This window comes from Enterococcus sp. AAFC-DPL-5182 (genome assembly GCF_058216605.1).
The window spans coordinates 1415650-1434529 of record NZ_CM177101.1 but is presented as its reverse complement, the minus strand read 5'-3'; the positions used below and the strand labels follow the sequence as shown (position 1 = coordinate 1434529).

At 36.4% G+C, this 18880-nt stretch carries 20 protein-coding genes; 2 read left to right on the top strand and 18 right to left on the bottom strand.

Annotated elements, in window-relative coordinates; translation table 11 throughout:
- Positions 1 to 76: 76 nt before the first annotated feature.
- The 3 genes from AC4BB7_RS06615 to licT form a co-directional block, all read right to left on the bottom strand.
- A complete protein-coding gene (locus tag AC4BB7_RS06615) occupies positions 77 to 1525 on the bottom strand; it encodes a glycoside hydrolase family 1 protein (RefSeq protein WP_490484814.1) in 1449 nt (482 codons plus the stop codon).
- A gap of 162 nt (positions 1526 to 1687) precedes the next feature.
- Complete coding sequence (locus AC4BB7_RS06610) at positions 1688 to 3577, bottom strand: beta-glucoside-specific PTS transporter subunit IIABC (RefSeq protein ID WP_490484813.1); 1890 nt, start codon at positions 3575 to 3577, stop codon at positions 1688 to 1690.
- 183 nt (positions 3578 to 3760) lie between these two features.
- A complete protein-coding gene (gene licT / locus AC4BB7_RS06605; protein ID WP_490484812.1) occupies positions 3761 to 4603 on the bottom strand; it encodes a BglG family transcription antiterminator LicT in 843 nt (280 codons plus the stop codon).
- A 284-nt stretch (positions 4604 to 4887) separates the two neighbouring features.
- Between licT and AC4BB7_RS06600 the strand changes: the two genes are divergently transcribed.
- Positions 4888 to 5181, top strand: a complete 294-nt coding sequence (locus AC4BB7_RS06600) for a rhodanese-like domain-containing protein (protein WP_086312517.1) — start codon at positions 4888 to 4890, stop codon at positions 5179 to 5181.
- 216 nt (positions 5182 to 5397) lie between these two features.
- On the top strand, positions 5398 to 6018 hold the full coding sequence (locus AC4BB7_RS06595; RefSeq protein WP_086312515.1) for an FMN-dependent NADH-azoreductase: 621 nt from the start codon (positions 5398 to 5400) through the stop codon (positions 6016 to 6018).
- A gap of 119 nt (positions 6019 to 6137) precedes the next feature.
- Here AC4BB7_RS06595 and AC4BB7_RS06590 read toward each other — a convergent pair whose 3' ends face one another.
- The 15 genes from AC4BB7_RS06590 to smpB all read right to left on the bottom strand — a co-directional run bounded on the left by AC4BB7_RS06590 (position 6138) and on the right by smpB (position 18864).
- A complete protein-coding gene (locus AC4BB7_RS06590; RefSeq protein WP_086312513.1) occupies positions 6138 to 7304 on the bottom strand; it encodes an AI-2E family transporter in 1167 nt (388 codons plus the stop codon).
- Positions 7305 to 7308: 4 nt separating this feature from the next.
- The gene (locus AC4BB7_RS06585) at positions 7309 to 7671 is read right to left on the bottom strand and encodes a PTS glucitol/sorbitol transporter subunit IIA (RefSeq protein WP_086312511.1); all 363 of its coding nucleotides are present in this window, start codon (positions 7669 to 7671) and stop codon (positions 7309 to 7311) included.
- Positions 7672 to 7832: 161 nt separating this feature from the next.
- Positions 7833 to 8483, bottom strand: coding sequence for a 3D domain-containing protein (locus AC4BB7_RS06580; protein WP_490484811.1), 651 nt, complete (start codon positions 8481 to 8483; stop codon positions 7833 to 7835).
- A 419-nt stretch (positions 8484 to 8902) separates the two neighbouring features.
- Positions 8903 to 9079: a DNA-directed RNA polymerase subunit beta gene (locus tag AC4BB7_RS06575; RefSeq protein ID WP_010763298.1), complete on the bottom strand. Its 177-nt coding sequence runs from the start codon at positions 9077 to 9079 to the stop codon at positions 8903 to 8905.
- 14 nt (positions 9080 to 9093) lie between these two features.
- The gene (gene murA / locus AC4BB7_RS06570; RefSeq protein WP_086312507.1) at positions 9094 to 10392 is read right to left on the bottom strand and encodes a UDP-N-acetylglucosamine 1-carboxyvinyltransferase; all 1299 of its coding nucleotides are present in this window, start codon (positions 10390 to 10392) and stop codon (positions 9094 to 9096) included.
- 106 nt (positions 10393 to 10498) lie between these two features.
- A complete protein-coding gene (locus AC4BB7_RS06565; protein ID WP_086312505.1) occupies positions 10499 to 10735 on the bottom strand; it encodes a DUF1146 family protein in 237 nt (78 codons plus the stop codon).
- A 318-nt stretch (positions 10736 to 11053) separates the two neighbouring features.
- Positions 11054 to 11473 (bottom strand): F0F1 ATP synthase subunit epsilon, encoded by a 420-nt coding sequence (locus AC4BB7_RS06560; RefSeq protein ID WP_086312503.1) that lies wholly within the window; start codon positions 11471 to 11473, stop codon positions 11054 to 11056.
- A gap of 17 nt (positions 11474 to 11490) precedes the next feature.
- Positions 11491 to 12897 (bottom strand): F0F1 ATP synthase subunit beta, encoded by a 1407-nt coding sequence (atpD, locus tag AC4BB7_RS06555; RefSeq protein ID WP_490484810.1) that lies wholly within the window; start codon positions 12895 to 12897, stop codon positions 11491 to 11493.
- Between the two features lie 143 nt (positions 12898 to 13040).
- Entirely contained in the window at positions 13041 to 13961 is a 921-nt protein-coding gene (locus AC4BB7_RS06550; RefSeq protein ID WP_490484809.1) for a F0F1 ATP synthase subunit gamma, read from the bottom strand.
- A 15-nt stretch (positions 13962 to 13976) separates the two neighbouring features.
- Positions 13977 to 15533: a F0F1 ATP synthase subunit alpha gene (gene atpA, locus AC4BB7_RS06545; RefSeq protein ID WP_086312499.1), complete on the bottom strand. Its 1557-nt coding sequence runs from the start codon at positions 15531 to 15533 to the stop codon at positions 13977 to 13979.
- Between the two features lie 28 nt (positions 15534 to 15561).
- Positions 15562 to 16104, bottom strand: a complete 543-nt coding sequence (gene atpH / locus AC4BB7_RS06540) for an ATP synthase F1 subunit delta (protein WP_086312497.1) — start codon at positions 16102 to 16104, stop codon at positions 15562 to 15564.
- Complete coding sequence (atpF, locus tag AC4BB7_RS06535; protein WP_086312495.1) at positions 16091 to 16618, bottom strand: F0F1 ATP synthase subunit B; 528 nt, start codon at positions 16616 to 16618, stop codon at positions 16091 to 16093. The genes atpH and atpF overlap by 14 nt, the downstream gene beginning before the upstream one ends.
- A 495-nt stretch (positions 16619 to 17113) precedes the next feature.
- Entirely contained in the window at positions 17114 to 17326 is a 213-nt protein-coding gene (atpE, locus tag AC4BB7_RS06530; RefSeq protein ID WP_010763289.1) for a F0F1 ATP synthase subunit C, read from the bottom strand.
- A 41-nt stretch (positions 17327 to 17367) separates the two neighbouring features.
- Positions 17368 to 18084 (bottom strand): F0F1 ATP synthase subunit A, encoded by a 717-nt coding sequence (atpB, locus tag AC4BB7_RS06525; protein WP_034860381.1) that lies wholly within the window; start codon positions 18082 to 18084, stop codon positions 17368 to 17370.
- 315 nt (positions 18085 to 18399) lie between these two features.
- Positions 18400 to 18864 carry an SsrA-binding protein SmpB gene (gene smpB, locus AC4BB7_RS06520; RefSeq protein ID WP_025868494.1) on the bottom strand — a complete coding sequence of 155 codons (465 nt, stop codon included), beginning with the start codon at positions 18862 to 18864 and terminating at the stop codon, positions 18400 to 18402.
- Positions 18865 to 18880 lie beyond the last annotated feature (16 nt).

The window sequence follows — 18880 nt, the reverse complement described above, 5'->3', positions numbered from 1 at the left end:
CTAGTATCTCTTATACAATTATAAAACAGAGCTGTAATTTAGAAAAAGATTCTAAATTACAGCTCTGTTTCGATTTTTATTTCAAATTTTGTCCATTCGTTTCAATCACTTGTTTGTACCAGTTAAATGATTTTTTCTCATAGCGATTCATTGTACCTTCACCATTATCATCTAAATCAACATAGATAAAGCCATAGCGTTTACTCATTTCACCTGTTGAAGCACTCACTAAATCAATACAGCCCCACGGTGTGTAGCCCATTAAATCCACACCATCTTTGATTGCATCTGACATCGCTTCAATGTGACGACGTAAATAATCAATACGATAGTCATCTTCTACATAAAAATTTTCGTCTACTTTATCGATTGCACCTAAGCCATTTTCGACAATAAATAAAGGTTTTTGGTAACGATCGTACAATTCGTTTAAAGCAATTCTCAACCCTTCAGGATCGATCTGCCAGCCCCATTCACTTGCTTCTAAGAAGGGATTGCGAACGCCCCCTAATAGGTTTCCAACTACCGTATCTTCCTCTACAGCCGTTTCGTTGACTGCAGAAGACATGTAGTAACTAAATCCGATATAGTCTACTGCATATTTTTTCATTAATTCTAAATCATCTGCGCCCATCTCCAACTCAGACACACCATATTTATCAAACATGCGTTGTTGGTATGCAGGATACTCGCCACGAACTTGAGCATCTGTACAATAGAAATTGAATTCTTGATTTTGAGCCAGTGTTGCCATTTGATTGATTGGATTTGCATCAATACTATATGTTGTTGCATAAATGATCATACAGCCAATTTGCATATCAGGATTGATTTCATGCCCAATTTTAACAGCTTTAGCGCTAGCTACAAATTGATTATGCCATGCTTGGAAAATATTTTGATAATCTCCTGCACCTGTTGCTTTGACCATTCCTTGGCTTAACGCAGGAAAATGGAATGCAGAATTGATTTCGTTGAATGTCATCCAATATTTCACTTTTTTACCATAACGAGTTAAAACAACTGTGGCATAATTTTCAAAAAAGTCGATCATTTTACGATTTTTCCAACCACCGTATTCTTTTGCTAAGTGCAATGGCATTTCATAATGAGAAATCGTGATCACAGGCTCGATTCCATGTTTCAAACACTCATCAATCACTTGATCATAAAACTTTAAGCCTGCTTCATTTGGTGTCGCTTCATCACCTTTAGGGAAAATTCTAGCCCAAGCAATTGAGAAACGATAACATTTAAAGCCCATTTTTGCAAATAACGCAATATCTTCTTTGAAACGATGATAATGGTCGATCCCGCGATGGTTAGGATAAATAAATTTGTCCTCATCGATTTCCCAATTAAACGTATCACTACCTAAAATTTGAAAACGTTGTTTGCCACCTGGCATTGCATCTGCAACTGACAATCCTTTGCCATCTGAGCGATAAGCTCCTTCTAGTTGATTGGCTGCAGTCGCACCACCCCATAAAAATCCATCTGGAAATACTGTTGTTTTGTTTGACATATGTTTTTCCTCCTAAATTTAAAAGCGTAATGATTTGGTTTGTATTACTGAAATATAGGAAAATTAGTTTATGACGTTTTTGGTCACAAGCTGATTTTATCTTTTTTCCGAGATACGGCTCTTAAAGCTAGACAGCTTAAAAGCTTGTTGAGCTAAAATCAATTAACGTACGATTGCTAAGAAATCTTCTCCATGTAAAACATCTGCTTGATCCATATCTAATACATCTAAATAGTCACCACTATTTGTAACCACAACAGGTGTCACCACAGGATGCCCTGCCGCTTTGATTTTTTCAATATCAAATTTTACTAACAGATCTCCTTGCTTGACTTTATCCCCTTGTTTTACTGCGATTTCGAATCCATCCCCATCCATTTCAACTGTGTCCATACCAATATGCATTAATACTTCTGCACCATCTTCTGTTGTGATCCCAACTGCATGTCCAGTTGGAAATAGTGTTGTGATCTCTCCATTAGCTGGAGCATAAAGCTCACCTACTGTTGGTTCGATTGCAATACCTTTACCTAAAGCGCCTGAAGAAAATACTTGATCTTCAACTTTATCTAAAGGAACGATTGTACCTGTAATTGGGCTTGTTAAAACTATTTTATCATTTTTGTTGCCATTTTGTGCATCTAAATTAGAAACGTCGTCTTTAGTAGATGCTTGACTGCCATCTTCTGGTTTATCTTCAAATTTTAAAATAAATGTTAAGACAAAAGCAATCACAAATGCAATCACAGTTCCAATGACAGCTGCTATCAATCCTGAAGTATCTTTTGTATCTTGTGGAATAAAGCCTGGTAAACTCAACAAGCTAATTAAACCAAATACATAGTTTTGAACGTGACTGAAACCGATAAATGCTCCACCGACCGCTCCACCGATACAAGCAGCAATAAATGGTTTTTTAAGTGGTAAAGTGACACCATAAACAGTTGGTTCTGTAATACCAAAAACTGATGTGATTGTTGAAGATAGCGCTAAACCTTTTAATTTCACATTTTTTGTCATAAAGAAGACTGCTAATGCAGCTCCGCCTTGGGCTAATACAGCTGGTAAAAGCATTGGTGCCATTGTATCCACACCACCACCTGCTGCTGAAAGGTTTAACAACATGATTGGAACAAAGCCCCAATGCATGCCGAACATTACAAAGACTTGCCATAACCCACCCATAACTGCACCAGCAATAATTGGGCTGATACCGTAAATACTATCGTATCCTTTTCCTAGTAAATCACCTAAAATCGTTCCGATTGGACCAATTGCAATAAAAGTAACTGGTGCCATTACAAGGAATACAGCCAAAGGTACACAGATAATTTGTAAGAAAGAAGGAATTACTTTCTTAAAGAAACGCTCAACATGACTTTGAACATATACAGCTAGAATAATTGGAATAACAGATGATGTATATGCACTAGCACCAATGATCACTGGAATTCCAGCAAAGCTTAATGTTTGTCCAGCCAATGCAGTAATACTTGGATGAACAAGTGCCATTGCTAAACAGACTGCTAAAAACTCATTTGTTTTGAATTTCTTCGCAGCAGTAAATGCTAGAAGAATTGGTAGAAATGTAAAGATACCATCTGCAATAGCAAAAAGAACAACATAAACGCCAGATTCAGCTGTCAACCAATTTAATGTAACCGCTAAAGTTAAAAACCCTTTTAAAACTCCGGCTCCAGCCATTGCCCCTAAGAAAGGAGTAAATATAGAAGAAATGATGTCAATCAGTTGATTAAAAATGTTTCCTTTAGGACCTTCCTCTTTTTCTGAATCATCATCACCTAAACCACTATGAGCCATTAATTCTTTATAGACATCACTAACATGACTACCGATCACGACTTGATACTGACCGCCGCTTCGAACAACTTGGATCACATCTGGATCTTGATTTAGTTTGTCAGTATTCGCTTTTTCTTCGTCTTTTAATTTGAAACGTAAGCGAGTTGCACAATGAACTACACTATTAACATTTTCTTCTCCGCCGACTAGCGTCAAAACGCGTTCAGCTATTTCTTGATTTTTACTCATTTTATATGCCCCTTTTCCTTAATTTTTTATATAAAAAAACCTAAACTGAAAAAACAATGATTTTACTATACTTAAAAAAACATAAATATAGATAAATCCGTTGTTTTTTCAATCTAGGTTTTGCCTGCTAAACAGTAACAATCCGCTTCGATTGAAAGTTGAATTTTTTAATAAAAATAAATGCTACGCTTTTTTTTCTCCAGCTACTCGCTGAATATGAATCGTCAAATAAATTTGTTCTGCTTTATCGATGGGCTTTTGATATTTCTTGACTAGATAATCATTGATTCTTTGTACTGATTGAAATGCTTTTGGATACTTACTTTGAATCAACTCATAAAGAAAATCATCTTCTTCATCGTGTGCTTCATTTTGCAAATAGCGTTGAGCAAAATACTGTAAGTGCGTTACAATTCTTTGATAATTCAGTGAATCTTCATCAAACGGTTTGCCAAAATAACGGCTAATGATCGTAAGAATGTCTCTTACCATTTCGGTAGCTGACATTGTCACTTCCATATTTCCATTTGCCTGCTCACTGTTTACAATATGAAATGCAATAAATCCTGCTTCACTTTCCGAAAAATCAATATTTAATTTTTCTTTGATCAGTGCCACACCTTTTCTAGCAATAGCAAATTCTTTAGGATAAAACTTTTTTGTTTCAAACATCAGTGGATTAGGCATTTCAAGTCCTTCATTGGCCCTCATGATCGCATAATGAATGTGATCAGTCAGCGTCAAATAGATATTAGACGAAAGCTCGATCCCTAATTCCTCTTCTGCAATATCCACAATTTTTTTAACGATCTCCACTTCTTCTACAGGAATATCTGCAAACAACTGCTGAAACTGTCCTGAAGTGATCGAGTCTTTAAGAACAAACTCTTTTTCAATAAAAGTTGGATCGATTACATCACCGATTTTTTTTTGAAACGCTAGTCCTCGGCCCATACAGACGATTTCTTCACCTGATTCATTTTTTGTCATAACGACATTGTTGTTTAAAATTTTTTCAATATACATGATGAACCTCACTTTTACAAATACAAATGAAAAAAACCTAGAATCCGCCCAAACAAACTGATATGGAAGATTCTGGTTTTGCCTGCCGAACAGTAACAATCCTTATTACATGCACAGCATAACATTAATCTCATTCATTTGCAACCCTTTTCAAATAAAACAAATAAGAATTTTTTTTAGACAAACATTAAGAATTGTCAAAGCCAGATTGCAAACTCCCTTAAAAAGCGTTACAATCTATCCCATAGTTTTAAAAAAATACATATTTTCAAAGGATGAGCTACATGTTTGAATCAATTTCTACTCCTGATTTTGAAACACTTTACACTGAAAATCAACTTAATGTCATCGATATTCGTGAAACTGAAAGCTTTTTGCAAGGTCACTTAGCACATTCAATGTCACTCCCTGCTACTGTTTTACCAAATATGTTAAAACAGCTGAATAAAGAGAAAACTTATCATATTATTAGCTACACTGGTCGTCGTTCTGAAGTTATTGCATCATTTATGGCCTCTAAAGGTTTTCATGCTGTCCATGTAATTGGTGGAATGCAACAACTATCAACTGCATCTTAATAAAATAGAAGAAGGTAGTTCAACAATCTTTCGTTTCAAATAACCTTCTCTTTAGTATCATTTATTCTATAAGTGTGGATCAAAACTGTTTTTTTAGTTTTGATTCGCACTCTTTTTTATGAAATTTAGGAAAAATCATTGATTTTCTTACTTTTTATTAGTAAAATAGTTTTTGTTTATAAATAATGATACTTAGGTATTCAAAGGAGACTTTACATGTCAAAATTACTTGTTGTTAAAGCACACCCTCTTACAAAAGAAGAATCTCGCTCTGTTCGTGCATTGGAAACTTTTTTAGAAAGTTATCAATCTCAAAATCCAACTGATGAAATCGACGTTCTTGATGTCTACGCTGATTTCGTTCCAGAAATCGATGAAGAACTACTTTCTGGTTGGGGTGCATTGCGCACTGGTACTGAGTTTACTGCCCTAAATGAAAGTCAACAAACAAAAGTTGCACGTTTCAATGAACTAACAGATCAATTTCTTGGTGCTGATAAAGTTGTCATTGCCAATGCTTTATGGAATTTAAATGTACCCACTCGCTTAAAAGCTTGGGTCGATACAATCAATGTAGCTGGAAAAACGTTTAAGTATACCGAAGAAGGTCCTAAACCTTTGACAAGCGGCAAAAAAGCATTACACATTCAATCTAATGGCGGTTTCTATGAAGGACAAGATTTTGCTTCTCAATATGTAAAAGGAATTTTGAACTTCATCGGTGTTTCTGAGGTCGATCAATTATTTATTGAAGGAATCGATCATCATCCAGAAAAAGCTGAAGAGTTATTAGGTGCTGCAATGGACCAAGCAACGACATTAGGTAAAACATTTTAAGAAAAAAATCAAAGTGAGTGGGACATGACTTTACGAGTCATATCCCGCTCACTTTTCCTCTGTATAAACGTTGAGCTCAGAAACAACTCATTCGAAAATTTGCTTCTGTCTCATTCTTTCTATTCAAGTTTTTTTAGTTCTTCTTCCTCATGATACAAACTTGATACATCTTTATACCATTCAAATATATGCGTAATGATGACCTTAGCTGCAGCATAGACAGGTATTCCCAGAATAACCCCTACGACACCGAATAACTTTCCAGACGTCAATAGCACGACTAAAATCGTCACAGGATGAATGTCTAACTGACTTCCTAATACTAATGGTGAAATCACTCGACCTTCAATGGTTTGTTCGATAACAAAAACAACTAGAACCTTGGCTAATAAAACAGGACCTCCTACAATTCCTAAAAAGATAGCTGGTACCATTGCCAAAAATGAACCTAGGTATGGAATCAAATTAAGGAATCCTGCTGTAATACCCAGAGTGATCGCATAATCCAATCCAATAAATGAAAAACCTAAAATAAACATTACAGCTACAGCAAAAGCGACCGTTAATTGACCGCGAATATAAGAAGAAACTTGTGAATTCACTTCTCCTAATACTTTCAATGTAGGTTTCCGCATTTTATTCGGTAAAAATTTCATCAAATAAGGTGCCAATTGCTTTCCATCCTTTAAAAGATAGAATAAGATAAACGGCATTGTGATGATCGCCACCACAACTGTTGCAACCGCTCCAACAAAGCTTCCTAATCCTTGAACAGTGAAAGTGGAAATATTACGAATAATATCTCCCAAGGAACTAATCAATTTGTCCCCCATATCTTCTAATTGACTACGAAACTGAGCAAAAAAAGGATCGCTCAAAATCTCTTGCATCTTTTTATCGATCGTGTCAATATATTGAGGAAAATGATTCCCAAAACTAACCGTCTGTTCTTGAATTTTAGGAACGATTACGACAAGACCCCAAATGATCAACGCAATTACGATGATAAATAGTCCGATAATGCTCCAAATCCGAGGTACTCGTTTTTTCTCTAGATAATCAACCACCGGATTCATTAAATAATATAAAATTCCCGCCATAATCAGAGGCAAACCTACGACACCAATAAATTGCCAAACTGGTTTGAATAAATAGGACACTTTTGTAAAAACCAGTAAAATCAGCAAGATCAGTAAAATAATCAACAATGTCGTCACAACTTGATTATTCAAAAACCAACGCCAAAACCAAGAAAATCGTTTATCTTTCCCTTTTTCTTGTTCCATTTAATCACACTCCACGCGATACATATTCTATTATTGATCCAACTTTGATCGTTGGAAAGTCACTAGGAGTCAGATATAACCCATTAACGATGGCATCTTCTTGAGGTACATCTGCAAAGACTAGCGTTACATGGGCAATACTATTTAAATTATTGTTTGCGAATGATCCGACATAATTGATAGAATATTCTTTTGCATCGATCTTTAACAGATCACCTTTTTTTAATTCTAAAGATTGAGTTTCTTGAAATTTTTGAATCACAGAATACTCTTTTAACCCATCTGTGGCAGTTTCACCAAAAAGTATGACCATCGGCTCTTTTTCATCTAGTGCATGAGTACCAATCTCAGTAACTACAGCTTTCATAAACATATCGCTCCTTCTCCAATTAATCAATCTTTATTATAACATATAACTTTTTTTCTTATTCGATAATTTAGTCTTTCCGAATTACAAAAAAAGATGAACAAGAATTTAAATATCTTGTTCATCTTTAAGAGTCAAACCCTATTAATCTAGTTAAATAATTATGATAAAATCGTCACTGCAACTTGTCTCCTACCCCAATTGATGCATTGAGATACATCTGAAAAATGAAGATCGATAATATTGCCCTTGATTGCGCCACCAGTGTCACTCGCAACAGCTTCTCCATATCCTTCAACATACAGTTTCGTTCCCAAAGGGATTACACTAGGATCAACAGCAATAGCCATTGGGTCCACTCTTAAATCCTGTCCCATAGCAGTCAAGTTGCCTCCACCGATAAATCCTTCATTACAAGAATACGCTGTAGCTTCCATCATCATCGTTTGTCCATTAGGTTTAGCATTTTCAGCTTTTTCTTTTTCTAATTGTGCTTGTTTGTTATCAGCTTCTGCTTTTTGTTTTGCAGCTTGCTCTTTTTTTAGCGCCTCTGCTTTAGCTTTTGCAGCTTTTTCTTTTTCAATTTTATCTTTATTTAGAATATCTGCTTTTACTAATTGAAAAGCTTTGCCTTCTGTTAGTGAATAGATCATCGAGCTAGAAAAATTTTGAGCTGTTTGTTCCGACACAACTGTATAACTAGCTAAACTTTTAGTCTCACTTGTTTTATTTTCCGCTGCATATACTGGAATCATTGAGCCAGTGATAAAACAGGAAATGATAAATAAAATCGGTAACCATCTTTTCTTCATTAAATAGTTTCCTCCCTAAAATTCGTACGAGAGCAATCATAGCATGAGGCAAACCTTTAATGGTTACTATTTAATTAAAGCTAAGTTACAGTATATCCGAAAGCGTTTTAAAGGTTGTTACATTGGAAATATTTTCATTTTTCTATAGTAATACTCCATTTTATTACATTAAAGAATACTGACCTATCAAGCCTGATAATTTTTTTATCAGAAAATGAAAAAAAACATTAAATAAAGATTTTTGTTATATTTATACGTTTCAATCTAGATAAAATATTAAAAAATCTACTAAAATTGCCTTATATTACGAGTAGTTTACAAAAAATAGCAATCAAAATGATAAAAACAACTGTTATTTATTCCGAAACAAAAAGCCGATCCAAACTTAAAAACAGTTTGAACCAGCTTTGAACTTACACCTATTTAAAAAAGTCTAGAATATGAGTCCAAATTTCTTCTTTGAACACATCTTTTGGATTTCCTCCGCCGACTACTCCATAACCGATCATCGTACCGGCAACAAATAAAATAATCACTAAGGCAATCACTACTAAAACTTTCAACAAAGTCACTATAATATAGCGTGTCGAACTCATATCTATTTCCCCTCTTAATTAACTGTTGACATTTTCTTTTCTGTTGCTTTTTCGTCGTTTACTCGTTCCACTTTTGCTCCTAATTTTTGAAGTTTTTCATGGAATTTATAGTAGCCACGATCTAAATATTCTAAGTGTGATACACGTGTAATGCCTTCAGCACGTAATCCTACTAAGATCAGAGCAGCTGCTGCACGTAAATCAGTGGCTTCTACAGCAGCACCTTGTAATGCTTGAGTGCCATTGATAATGGCAATATTTCCGTCTATTTTTACATCAGCATTCATACGTTGCATTTCTTCTAGATGTTGGAAACGATTTTCAAACACAGTTTCAGTTACAACGCTTGAACCTTCTGCTACCATTTGCATTGCAGTCATTTGCGCTTGCATATCCGTTGGAAAACCAGGATGCGGTAATGTTTTGATATCTGTTGGTTTGATTACTTTAGGACCAATGACACGTAACCCGCCTCTTTCTTCACGGATAACAGCACCCATTTCAGTTAATTTAGAAATAAGTGGACGATTATGTTCAGGAATTGCTTCTTCAATCAGAACATCTCCTTCAGTCATCGCAGCTGCAACCATGAATGTTCCAGCTTCAATACGGTCTTGAACAATTGAATGTTCCACTGCATGAAGTTTCTCAACACCTTCGATACGCATCATTTCAGTTCCAGCACCGACGATTTTAGCACCCATCTTATTAAGGATATTCGCTAAATCTACGATTTCAGGTTCTCTAGCAACGTTTTCGATTACTGTCATACCTTTGGCCTTAACAGCTGCCATCATAATATTTTGAGTAGCACCTACACTTGGGAAATCTAAATAAATCGTATTTCCGATCAATTCATCCGCAATAGCTTCGATATACCCATTTTTTTGAATGATTTTAGCACCTAACGCTTGGAACCCTTTCAGATGTAAATCAATTGGTCTTTTACCAATTGCACATCCGCCAGGCATAGCAACTTTTGCATGACCATTACGAGCCAATAAAGGCCCCATAACGACGATTGATGCTCTCATTTGACTAACATACTCATAATTTGCTTCGATGCCTAAAGGCTGCGTTGCATCTATTGTGACTTGGTTCTCTTCTTCATTAAATTCAATGTCTACATTTAAGTGCTTGATTACTTGGTTCATTGTAAAGACATCAGAAAGAATTGGTACATTATTTAATGTTGTTGTTCCTTCTTCAGCTAAAAGAGTCGCTGCTAAAATTGGCAATACTGCATTTTTAGCCCCTTCGATTTTCACAGTTCCTTTTAATTGGTTACCACCATGAACAATAATCTGTTCCATTTTGTTCCCCCCAAAAAAGTTAGAATTGGATGCTTCGATCCAAAATCTTTTCTATTATACCACTATTTACCAACAAATAGTATCTTTTCTTTTTATTCGTCGATCCTTATGGAAAAAACACACTAAATAAGTTACGGCATAACGCTAGAAACTCTAGGAAAAACGAGCTCACAGTAAAGCCAATAACGATCGAAAATAAGACGATTAGTAAACGTACTTGAGTGGTTTGATGCGCTTTAAAAAACTGTTCTATTCTGATAGATTGCATCGCCCAAAAGCTAACATAGATAAACATCATATGGCAGATGATTCGAATCATTGCATCAATACCAAAAAACTGCATAAAACCTATCTCCTTTAAATATCATAGAGACAGTTTATCACACTTTTTCAAATTATTCATCCTATGGAATCCCATTTTCATTTCTTTAATCTGCAGCTTTTCTTACACCATCACTTAAAGTTACGTTCGTTATTGCAATCAGTACATTTACACACTCACTAAAACATAATAGTCACTATTTGATTTAAAAAAATTTAATGAGAAAAATCAAAGATATCTTAATTAAAATACTTCTTTCACACAAAAAAGTGCTTAACTCTTTTCTGCAAGTTAAGCACTTTTTTTACTACTATTATTAAATCCATCACGTTACATTGGTTAAATATGTTTTGACACATTGATCCGATTGATTGCTCGGTGAAGTGCAACTGTTGCACGGCGTAATTCATCCGTATTTGCATTTTCCTTCGCTTTTTCAATCATACGTTCAGCACGATGTTTTGCACGTTCTGCACGGCTTACATCAATATCTCTTTCACGTTCTGCACTATCTGCAATAATTGAAACAACGTTATCACGGACTTCCATGATACCGCCATTTACAGCGATCCAATCCACATGGGTATCAGAGTCAGTTCTTTTTACGCGAACCTCATCAATCGCTAAAGGAACGATGATTGGTGCATGTTTAGGCAAGATACCAATTTCGCCATCCGTTGTTTTTGCAACAACGATCGTTGCACGATGATCATAAACCAATCCATCAGGAGTCACCACATTGACAGTTAAACAATCCATTTCTGTGTCTCCTCCTTTTAGTAGTTCAACGTTTTAGCTTTTTCAATAACATCTTCAATTCTACCAACACTACGGAACGCTTCTTCTGGTAAGTCATCGTGTTTTCCATCAAGAATTTCTCTAAAGCCTTTGACTGTATCAGCAACAGGAACATACGAACCTGGTTGTCCGGTAAATTGTTCTGCGACGTTAAAGTTTTGTGATAAGAAGAACTGAATACGACGGGCACGGCCAACCAAGATTTTTTCTTGATCAGATAACTCGTCCATCCCTAAAATGGCAATGATATCTTGTAGCTCACGGTAACGTTGCAATACATGCTGTACTTCTGTTGCTACAGCATAATGTTCGTCTCCTACAACTTCTGGTGCTAAGGCGCTAGAAGATGAAGCTAAGGGATCAACCGCTGGATAAATACCCATTTCAGTTAAACGACGTTCCAAGTTTGTTGTTGCATCTAAATGGGCAAATGCTGTTGCTGGCGCCGGGTCAGTATAGTCATCAGCTGGTACATAGATCGCTTGGATCGATGTGATTGAGCCTTTTTTAGTAGACGTGATACGTTCTTGTAATTGACCCATTTCAGTGGCAAGAGTTGGCTGATAACCAACTGCAGAAGGCATCCGGCCTAATAAGGCAGAAACTTCTGATCCAGCTTGAGTGAAACGGAAGATATTATCGATAAATAACAGTACATCTTGACCTTCAACATCACGGAAATATTCTGCAATCGTTAAACCAGTCAAAGCCACACGCATACGCGCACCAGGAGGTTCATTCATTTGACCAAAAACCATGGCTGTTTTTTCGATAACACCAGAGTCTTTCATTTCAAAATAAAGGTCGTTTCCTTCACGAGTTCGTTCTCCTACACCCGTAAACACAGAAATACCGCCATGTTCTTGGGCAATATTATGAATCAATTCTTGGATCAACACAGTTTTACCAACACCGGCACCACCGAATAGTCCAACTTTACCACCTTTTAAATAAGGAGCTAATAAATCGATTACCTTGATTCCTGTTTCTAAAATTTCGTTACTTGTGCTTAAATCAGCAAAATCAGGAGCTTTTTTATGAATACCGCTGCGTATTGCATCTTCTGGGAATGGCTCCTCCAAGTCGATCGTATCGCCTAAAACGTTGAATACACGCCCCAACGTTTCTTTCCCAACTGGAACAGAAATTGGTTTTCCTGTATCAATAACTTCCATTCCGCGTTGTAATCCATCAGTGGACTCCATTGCGATAGAACGGATGACACCGTCCCCTAATTCTAAAGCTACTTCTAAAACAACTTTTTGTTTTTCTTCGCCGTTTTTGTAAACGACTAATGCATTATTTATATCTGGTAAGGATTGATCTAGTGAAAATTCCACGTCAACAACGGGACCGATTACTTCAACAATCTTTCCTGAACTCATGTGTCTTTCCTCCGTTTCGTTTGAAGAGGTCGCAACACTATTGAAAGTTCAACAGTGTTGTACCCTAACGAGGTCGTGATAAAAACCTGTCTTCTCTATTACTTAGTAAGAACTTCAAGCCTATCTGGCTCGAATCTTGATTGTTACTCTAGTGCAGCTGCACCGGCTACGATTTCAGTAATTTCTTGTGTAATCGCTCCTTGACGAGCCCGATTATAAGAAATCGTCAAATCACTAATGATATTTTGCGCGTTATCAGTAGCTGTTTTCATTGCTGTCATCCCAGCAGCATGTTCTGCTGTTTTGGCATCAATAATCGCACCATAAATCAAACTTTCAGCATATTGAGGTAGCAAATTATCTAAGATTGCTTCTTCTGAAGGCTCTAAAATATACTCTTGCTCATATGTTGTCGCTTCATCCGGATCTAAATCTGAAATCGGCAGCATTTTTTCTACACGAAATTGACTTGTCAATGAATTGATGTGGTGATTATAACAAACGTACAACTCATCAAACACTTCATTTTCATACATCGTAGTCGCTGTTGACACGATTTTTCTCACTTCGTCAAAACTAGGTTGATCACTTAGTCCACGAAGCTCATAGGCAACATTTATGCCGCGAGCTTTGAAAAAATCGGCACCAGTTCCACCGATTGCAACCAAGACATACTCATCTTGAGATTTATGGTCATCTGCCATCATTTTCATCGTTTGTTTTAAAATTGAACTGTTATACCCGCCAACTAATCCTTTATCGGAAGTAATGACGATATAACCTGTTTTTTTCACTGGACGTGATGTCAACATCATATGGTAGTTGCCACTTTCTGATGCTTCTTCATTGTCATATGAATCCAATTCTTCTAGATCACTTAATTGAGCCGCAACAAGATGTGTAACGATAGAACGGATTTTTGACGCATATTCTTGAAAGCTTCTAGAAGACGCTTCTGATTTTGTCAGTTTTGCACCCGAAACCATCTGCATAGCGTTAGTAATCTGACTGGTTTTTTTAGTTGAAGCAATGCGTTGTTTGATTTCATTTAATGAAGCACCCAATTCTTGTCACCTCTCTTACGCATTTTGAATTGATTCAAGTGTATCTTTTGCTGTCGATCCTTCTGAATTGGCAGCACTAAAAATTTCTTTGAATTCATTGATTGCCGCATCTAGATCTTCTGATTTTGGCAAGTCTTTTGTTGTACGGATCGTTTCAAATAATTCAGGATGTTTGCCGTCTAAAAAGTCAAACAGTTCTGATTCAAAATCTAGAATTTTTGCAACACTGATATTATCTAAAAATCCATGTGTTAAAGCGTATAAAATCACCACTTGTTTTTCGACTGCTAGCGGTGCATGTAATTTTTGTTTTAGAATTTCAACGGTACGACGACCACGGTTTAGCTTGGCTTGTGTTGCCGCGTCTAAATCAGAACCAAATTGAGTAAATGCTTCTAATTCACGGTAACTTGCTAAATCTAAACGAAGTGTACCTGCAACTTTTTTCATTGCTTTGATCTGAGCTGAACCACCAACACGTGATACTGAAAGACCGGCATCAACGGCTGGACGAGTACCTGCATAGAACAAATCACTTTCTAAGAAAATTTGTCCATCTGTGATTGAAATAACGTTTGTTGGGATGTAAGCAGAAATATCTCCGGCTTGTGTTTCAACAAATGGTAAGGCCGTCATTGAACCGCCACCTAATTCATCACTTAATTTTGCCGCACGTTCTAATAAACGTGAATGCAAATAGAACACATCTCCTGGATAAGCTTCCCGACCTGGAGGACGGCGTAATAGTAATGAAAGTTCACGATAGGCTACCGCTTGTTTTGATAAATCATCAAAGATGATCAAAACGTGTTTGCCGTTATACATGAATTCTTCACCCATCGCAGCTCCTGCATATGGCGCAATGTATAGTAATGGTGCTGGTTGAGATGCTCCTGCATTTACGATGATTGTATAGTCAAGTGCACCATAAGCTCTTAATGTTTCAACTTGGTTTCGGACAGTTGATTCTTTTTGACCGATCGCAACATAAATACAAATCACATCTTGCCCTTTTTGGTTGATGATCGTGTCGATAGCAATAGATGTTTTCCCTGTTTTACGGTCACCGATCACTAATTCACGTTGACCACGACCAATTGGTACAAGTGCGTCGATTGCTTTAAGACCAGTCTGCATTGGTTGATCGACTGATTTTCTTTGCATAACGCCTGGTGCTGCTGCTTCTACTGGACGTGTTTTATCTGTTTTGATTTCACCTAAGCCATCGATTGGTTGGCCTAATGGATTAACAACACGACCAATCATTGCTTCACCGACAGGAACTTCCATGATTTTACCAGTACGTTTTACTTTATCGCCTTCTCGAATGGTTTCAAAATCACCTAAGATGATAATACCGACATCATTGGTTTCTAAATTTTGCGCCATTCCGTATGAGCCATTAGAAAATTCAAGTAATTCTCCACTCATTGCGTTTTCTAATCCATGGGCACGAGCGATTCCATCCCCAACATATGTGACAGTCCCAATTTCTTCGACTGCTAATTCTTGTTGATAATTTTTGATCTGTTCCTTAATCAAGGCACTGATTTCTTCTGCTTTGATAGCCATTCAATTCACCTCTTTATTGTGCTGAACGTTATTTTAATAACAATTCTTGGATTCGTTCTAATTGCTTGTGGATACTACCGTCAATCACTTTATGATTGGCTTCGATAATTACACCGCCAACGATATCAGGATCGATTAGATTGATAAGATTAGCTTGTTCATAGCCTAAAAGTTTTGCTGCTTTTTCTTCCATTAACTGATGTTGTTCTTTCGTCAATGGAACGGCTGTCAATGCTGTTCCTAAAAGTAGACTTTTATGCTCGTCATAGCGTCTCTCGTATTCATCGATCATCAATAATAAATCATTCATACGTGAATAGTTATAAACGACATATAAAAAGTTTTCTATTGTTCCTTCAATACCGCTTACTAATTGCTTCATGATTTCGTCTTTTTCATACGGTTCAAGACGTACATCGCTTAAAATATCTCCTAATTCTGGAACTTCGTGGAAAATTTCTCTAAGTTTTAATAAGTCTTGGTAAATGCTGTCAGCTTCTTGCTTTTCAATCGCCAACTCAAACAAAGCTTTGCCATAGCGTTTACCCACTGTATACTTATCTAACTTCATTTGACTTACCTAAGCCTTCGATATAAGAATTGATCAATGAATCATGTGCATCTGGTGTCAATTCTTTGTTTAAAATTTTCTCTGCAATTTGTAGAGACAAGCTTGCCACTTCATCTTTGACAGATGCCAATGCTTCTTCATGCTCTTGAGAAATATCTTGACGTGCTTTTTCTCGTAAACGTGAAACTTCATCATTGGTTTCTGATAAGATTTTTTGACGGTTTTTATCTCCATTTTCTTTCGCATGTTTGATGATTTCTGCTGCTTCGGATTTAGAAGAAAGTAATTTTTGTTGACGTTCTTCTTGCATCTTAGCTGCCGCTATGCGAGATTGTTCTGCAGAATCTAAATCGTTGGCAATTTTATCTTCACGTTTTTTTAACATATCAGTGATTGCTTCCCAAGCGAATTTCTTGATTAGGAGCATCAAAATCAGAAAAGCGCCACTTACGACAATCATCGTGCCAATTGTTGTACTTGGTCCTGCTTCACCGATTACTAAATAATCTAGCATGAAGTTTCAACTTCCTTTCTCTGCAATACTTTGTGGTGATGTTGTTGATATGGTTCAGTCCACCTTATTTTTGGAGAAGCTTGATGTTTCTTTTAATAGGTTACTTCGCTCTCTTCGTTCGCCAAGTACTGCTCATCATCAGCTCTGCTATTTTGTAATAGCTACAAACTAAACTGGTTGTTTCTGGCGGTCTACCTTATTTTTGGAGAAGCTTGATGTTTCTTTTAATAGGTTACTTCTCTCTCTTCGTTCGCCAAGTACTGCTCATCATCAGCTCTGCTATTTTGTAATAGCTACAAACTAAACTGGTTGTTTCTGGCGGTCTACCTTATTTTTGGAGAAGCTTGATGTTTCTTTTAATAGGTTACTTCTCTCTCTTCGTTCGCCAAGTACTGCTCATCATCAGCTCTGCCGAAGGCAGTCGCTGTGATTCGCAGCAAAGAAAGCAGTAACGCGTGGCGTTTTAAAAACTCAGCGTCCTGCCTTCTAAAGGGATTATTTAAGCACTAATAACAATGCAATAACTACACCTAGAATAGGAACCGCTTCGATCAAGGCAACCCCGATAAACATTGTTGTTCTTAGTTGTCCAGCCATTTCTGGTTGGCGTGTCATTGATTCGATTGTTTTAGAGATAACTTTTCCGTTACCGTAAGCTGCTCCGATTGCTGCTCCGAAAACTGCGATTGCTGCTGCGATATAATTCATTATTGTTTTCCTCCTAAGAAATAGTTGTTTTTATTTATTGTTTATTCTTCGACTTCAACTTTATGAGCCATGTAAACCATTGATAATGTTACAAAAATAAATGCTTGAATTCCGCCGATAAACAATGAAAAGGCTAACCAGATCATCTCTAGCGGTATTGCTAATGGAATCGTCCAAAGCCCTACACTGGATACAAGTCCTGCAATGAGTCCAAGCAATACTTCACCGGCAAAAATATTTCCGTATAAACGTAACGCCAACGTAAGCAAGTTCGTAAATTCTTCCATCAACTTGATCGGCATTAGAAACGATACTGGACTTAAAAAGCTATTTTTAAAATACCCTTTTAATCCAAAGCGACTAACACTGAAGAAATGTGTTAAAGCAATCATGATCAATGCTAATGTCAAGGTAACCATTGGATCGGCTGTTGGGCTCTTCCAATACGTATAATCTCCAATTGCAACTTTGGTTACTAAACCAATAATATTCGCAACTAGAACGAACATAAACATCGTGAATGCTAGCAGGTGAAAATTTGTTACTTCTTTACTTGGCATATTGTCGGTAATGATACTCCGAACAAAATCAATGAGATACTCAATGACATTTTGTTTGCCTTTAGGTTTCATTTGTATATTCCTTGTGCAGTAATATACTATCCCAAAGACAATGACACATGTTAACAGAACCATTAAACAAATCGTTCCGTCAAACCAAATCGGCCCAATCTTGAAGAGTAGTGTCTTCTCTTCCAAATTATTTCACCTCTTTTCCAACAAACTTGCGAGAAGCTTACAAGGCTTCTATTTCTTAACCACACGTATCATACCACCAACGATGAATAATTTCAAAAGAATTTCATGAAAATTGGACACTTCTTTTAATGTGACAAAATATTAATAAAATAAGCGCCCATTAGTATTTGGCAGTACGAAGGTCGGTTATTGAAAAAACGATGAAAACTCATCAGTTTCCTTACACTCTACCAAATTTTTCACATAAGATAAAGCAAAGAAAACAAATATGCGAAAAAGAATAAAATAACCCTTAAATCGATTTATTTTGATGAATTATCGTAAATTATTTTTTAATGTCCGATCAATTTCACGATTGATTTCTTTACGTTTTAAATCTTCTCGTTTATCATATTGTTTTTTCCCTTTAGCTAAACCAATCAATACTTTAGCATAACCATTGCGGATATAAACTTTTAGCGGAATGATCGTGATTCCAGTATTTTTTGTCTCAGTAATCAGTTTAGCGATTTGTTTTTTGTGTAGTAATAGTTTTCTTGTTCTTAAAGGATCATGATTAAAAATATTGCCCTGCTCATATGGGCTGATATGCACATTGAGCAGGTAGGCTTCTCCATTTCTGATTCTAGCAAAACCATCTTTTAAGTTGATTCGTCCATTTCTGATCGATTTTATTTCAGTTCCTTGTAAAACGATTCCCGCTTCCATTGTATCAACAACAGTATAGTCATGCCTTGCCTTACGATTTTGGGCAATCAGTTTTCCTTCCCCTTTTGGCATACCCATTCCTCCATTT

Coding starts and splice junctions, on each gene's coding strand:
- smpB (WP_025868494.1), bottom strand. CDS start 18,864: ATGCCAAAAGGGGAAGGAAAACTGATTGCCCAAAATCGTAAGGCAAGG.
- atpA (WP_086312499.1), bottom strand. CDS start 15,533: ATGGCTATCAAAGCAGAAGAAATCAGTGCCTTGATTAAGGAACAGATC.
- AC4BB7_RS06595 (WP_086312515.1), top strand. CDS start 5,398: ATGTCAAAATTACTTGTTGTTAAAGCACACCCTCTTACAAAAGAAGAA.
- AC4BB7_RS06560 (WP_086312503.1), bottom strand. CDS start 11,473: ATGGATTGTTTAACTGTCAATGTGGTGACTCCTGATGGATTGGTTTAT.
- atpH (WP_086312497.1), bottom strand. CDS start 16,104: ATGAAGTTAGATAAGTATACAGTGGGTAAACGCTATGGCAAAGCTTTG.
- atpE (WP_010763289.1), bottom strand. CDS start 17,326: ATGAATTATATCGCAGCAGCAATCGCAGTTTTCGGAGCAGCAATCGGA.
- atpD (WP_490484810.1), bottom strand. CDS start 12,897: ATGAGTTCAGGAAAGATTGTTGAAGTAATCGGTCCCGTTGTTGACGTG.
- AC4BB7_RS06600 (WP_086312517.1), top strand. CDS start 4,888: ATGTTTGAATCAATTTCTACTCCTGATTTTGAAACACTTTACACTGAA.
- AC4BB7_RS06590 (WP_086312513.1), bottom strand. CDS start 7,304: ATGGAACAAGAAAAAGGGAAAGATAAACGATTTTCTTGGTTTTGGCGT.
- AC4BB7_RS06585 (WP_086312511.1), bottom strand. CDS start 7,671: ATGAAAGCTGTAGTTACTGAGATTGGTACTCATGCACTAGATGAAAAA.
- AC4BB7_RS06615 (WP_490484814.1), bottom strand. CDS start 1,525: ATGTCAAACAAAACAACAGTATTTCCAGATGGATTTTTATGGGGTGGT.
- AC4BB7_RS06565 (WP_086312505.1), bottom strand. CDS start 10,735: ATGCAGTTTTTTGGTATTGATGCAATGATTCGAATCATCTGCCATATG.
- licT (WP_490484812.1), bottom strand. CDS start 4,603: ATGTATATTGAAAAAATTTTAAACAACAATGTCGTTATGACAAAAAAT.
- AC4BB7_RS06575 (WP_010763298.1), bottom strand. CDS start 9,079: ATGAGTTCGACACGCTATATTATAGTGACTTTGTTGAAAGTTTTAGTA.
- AC4BB7_RS06610 (WP_490484813.1), bottom strand. CDS start 3,577: ATGAGTAAAAATCAAGAAATAGCTGAACGCGTTTTGACGCTAGTCGGC.
- murA (WP_086312507.1), bottom strand. CDS start 10,392: ATGGAACAGATTATTGTTCATGGTGGTAACCAATTAAAAGGAACTGTG.
- atpF (WP_086312495.1), bottom strand. CDS start 16,618: ATGCTAGATTATTTAGTAATCGGTGAAGCAGGACCAAGTACAACAATT.
- AC4BB7_RS06580 (WP_490484811.1), bottom strand. CDS start 8,483: ATGAAGAAAAGATGGTTACCGATTTTATTTATCATTTCCTGTTTTATC.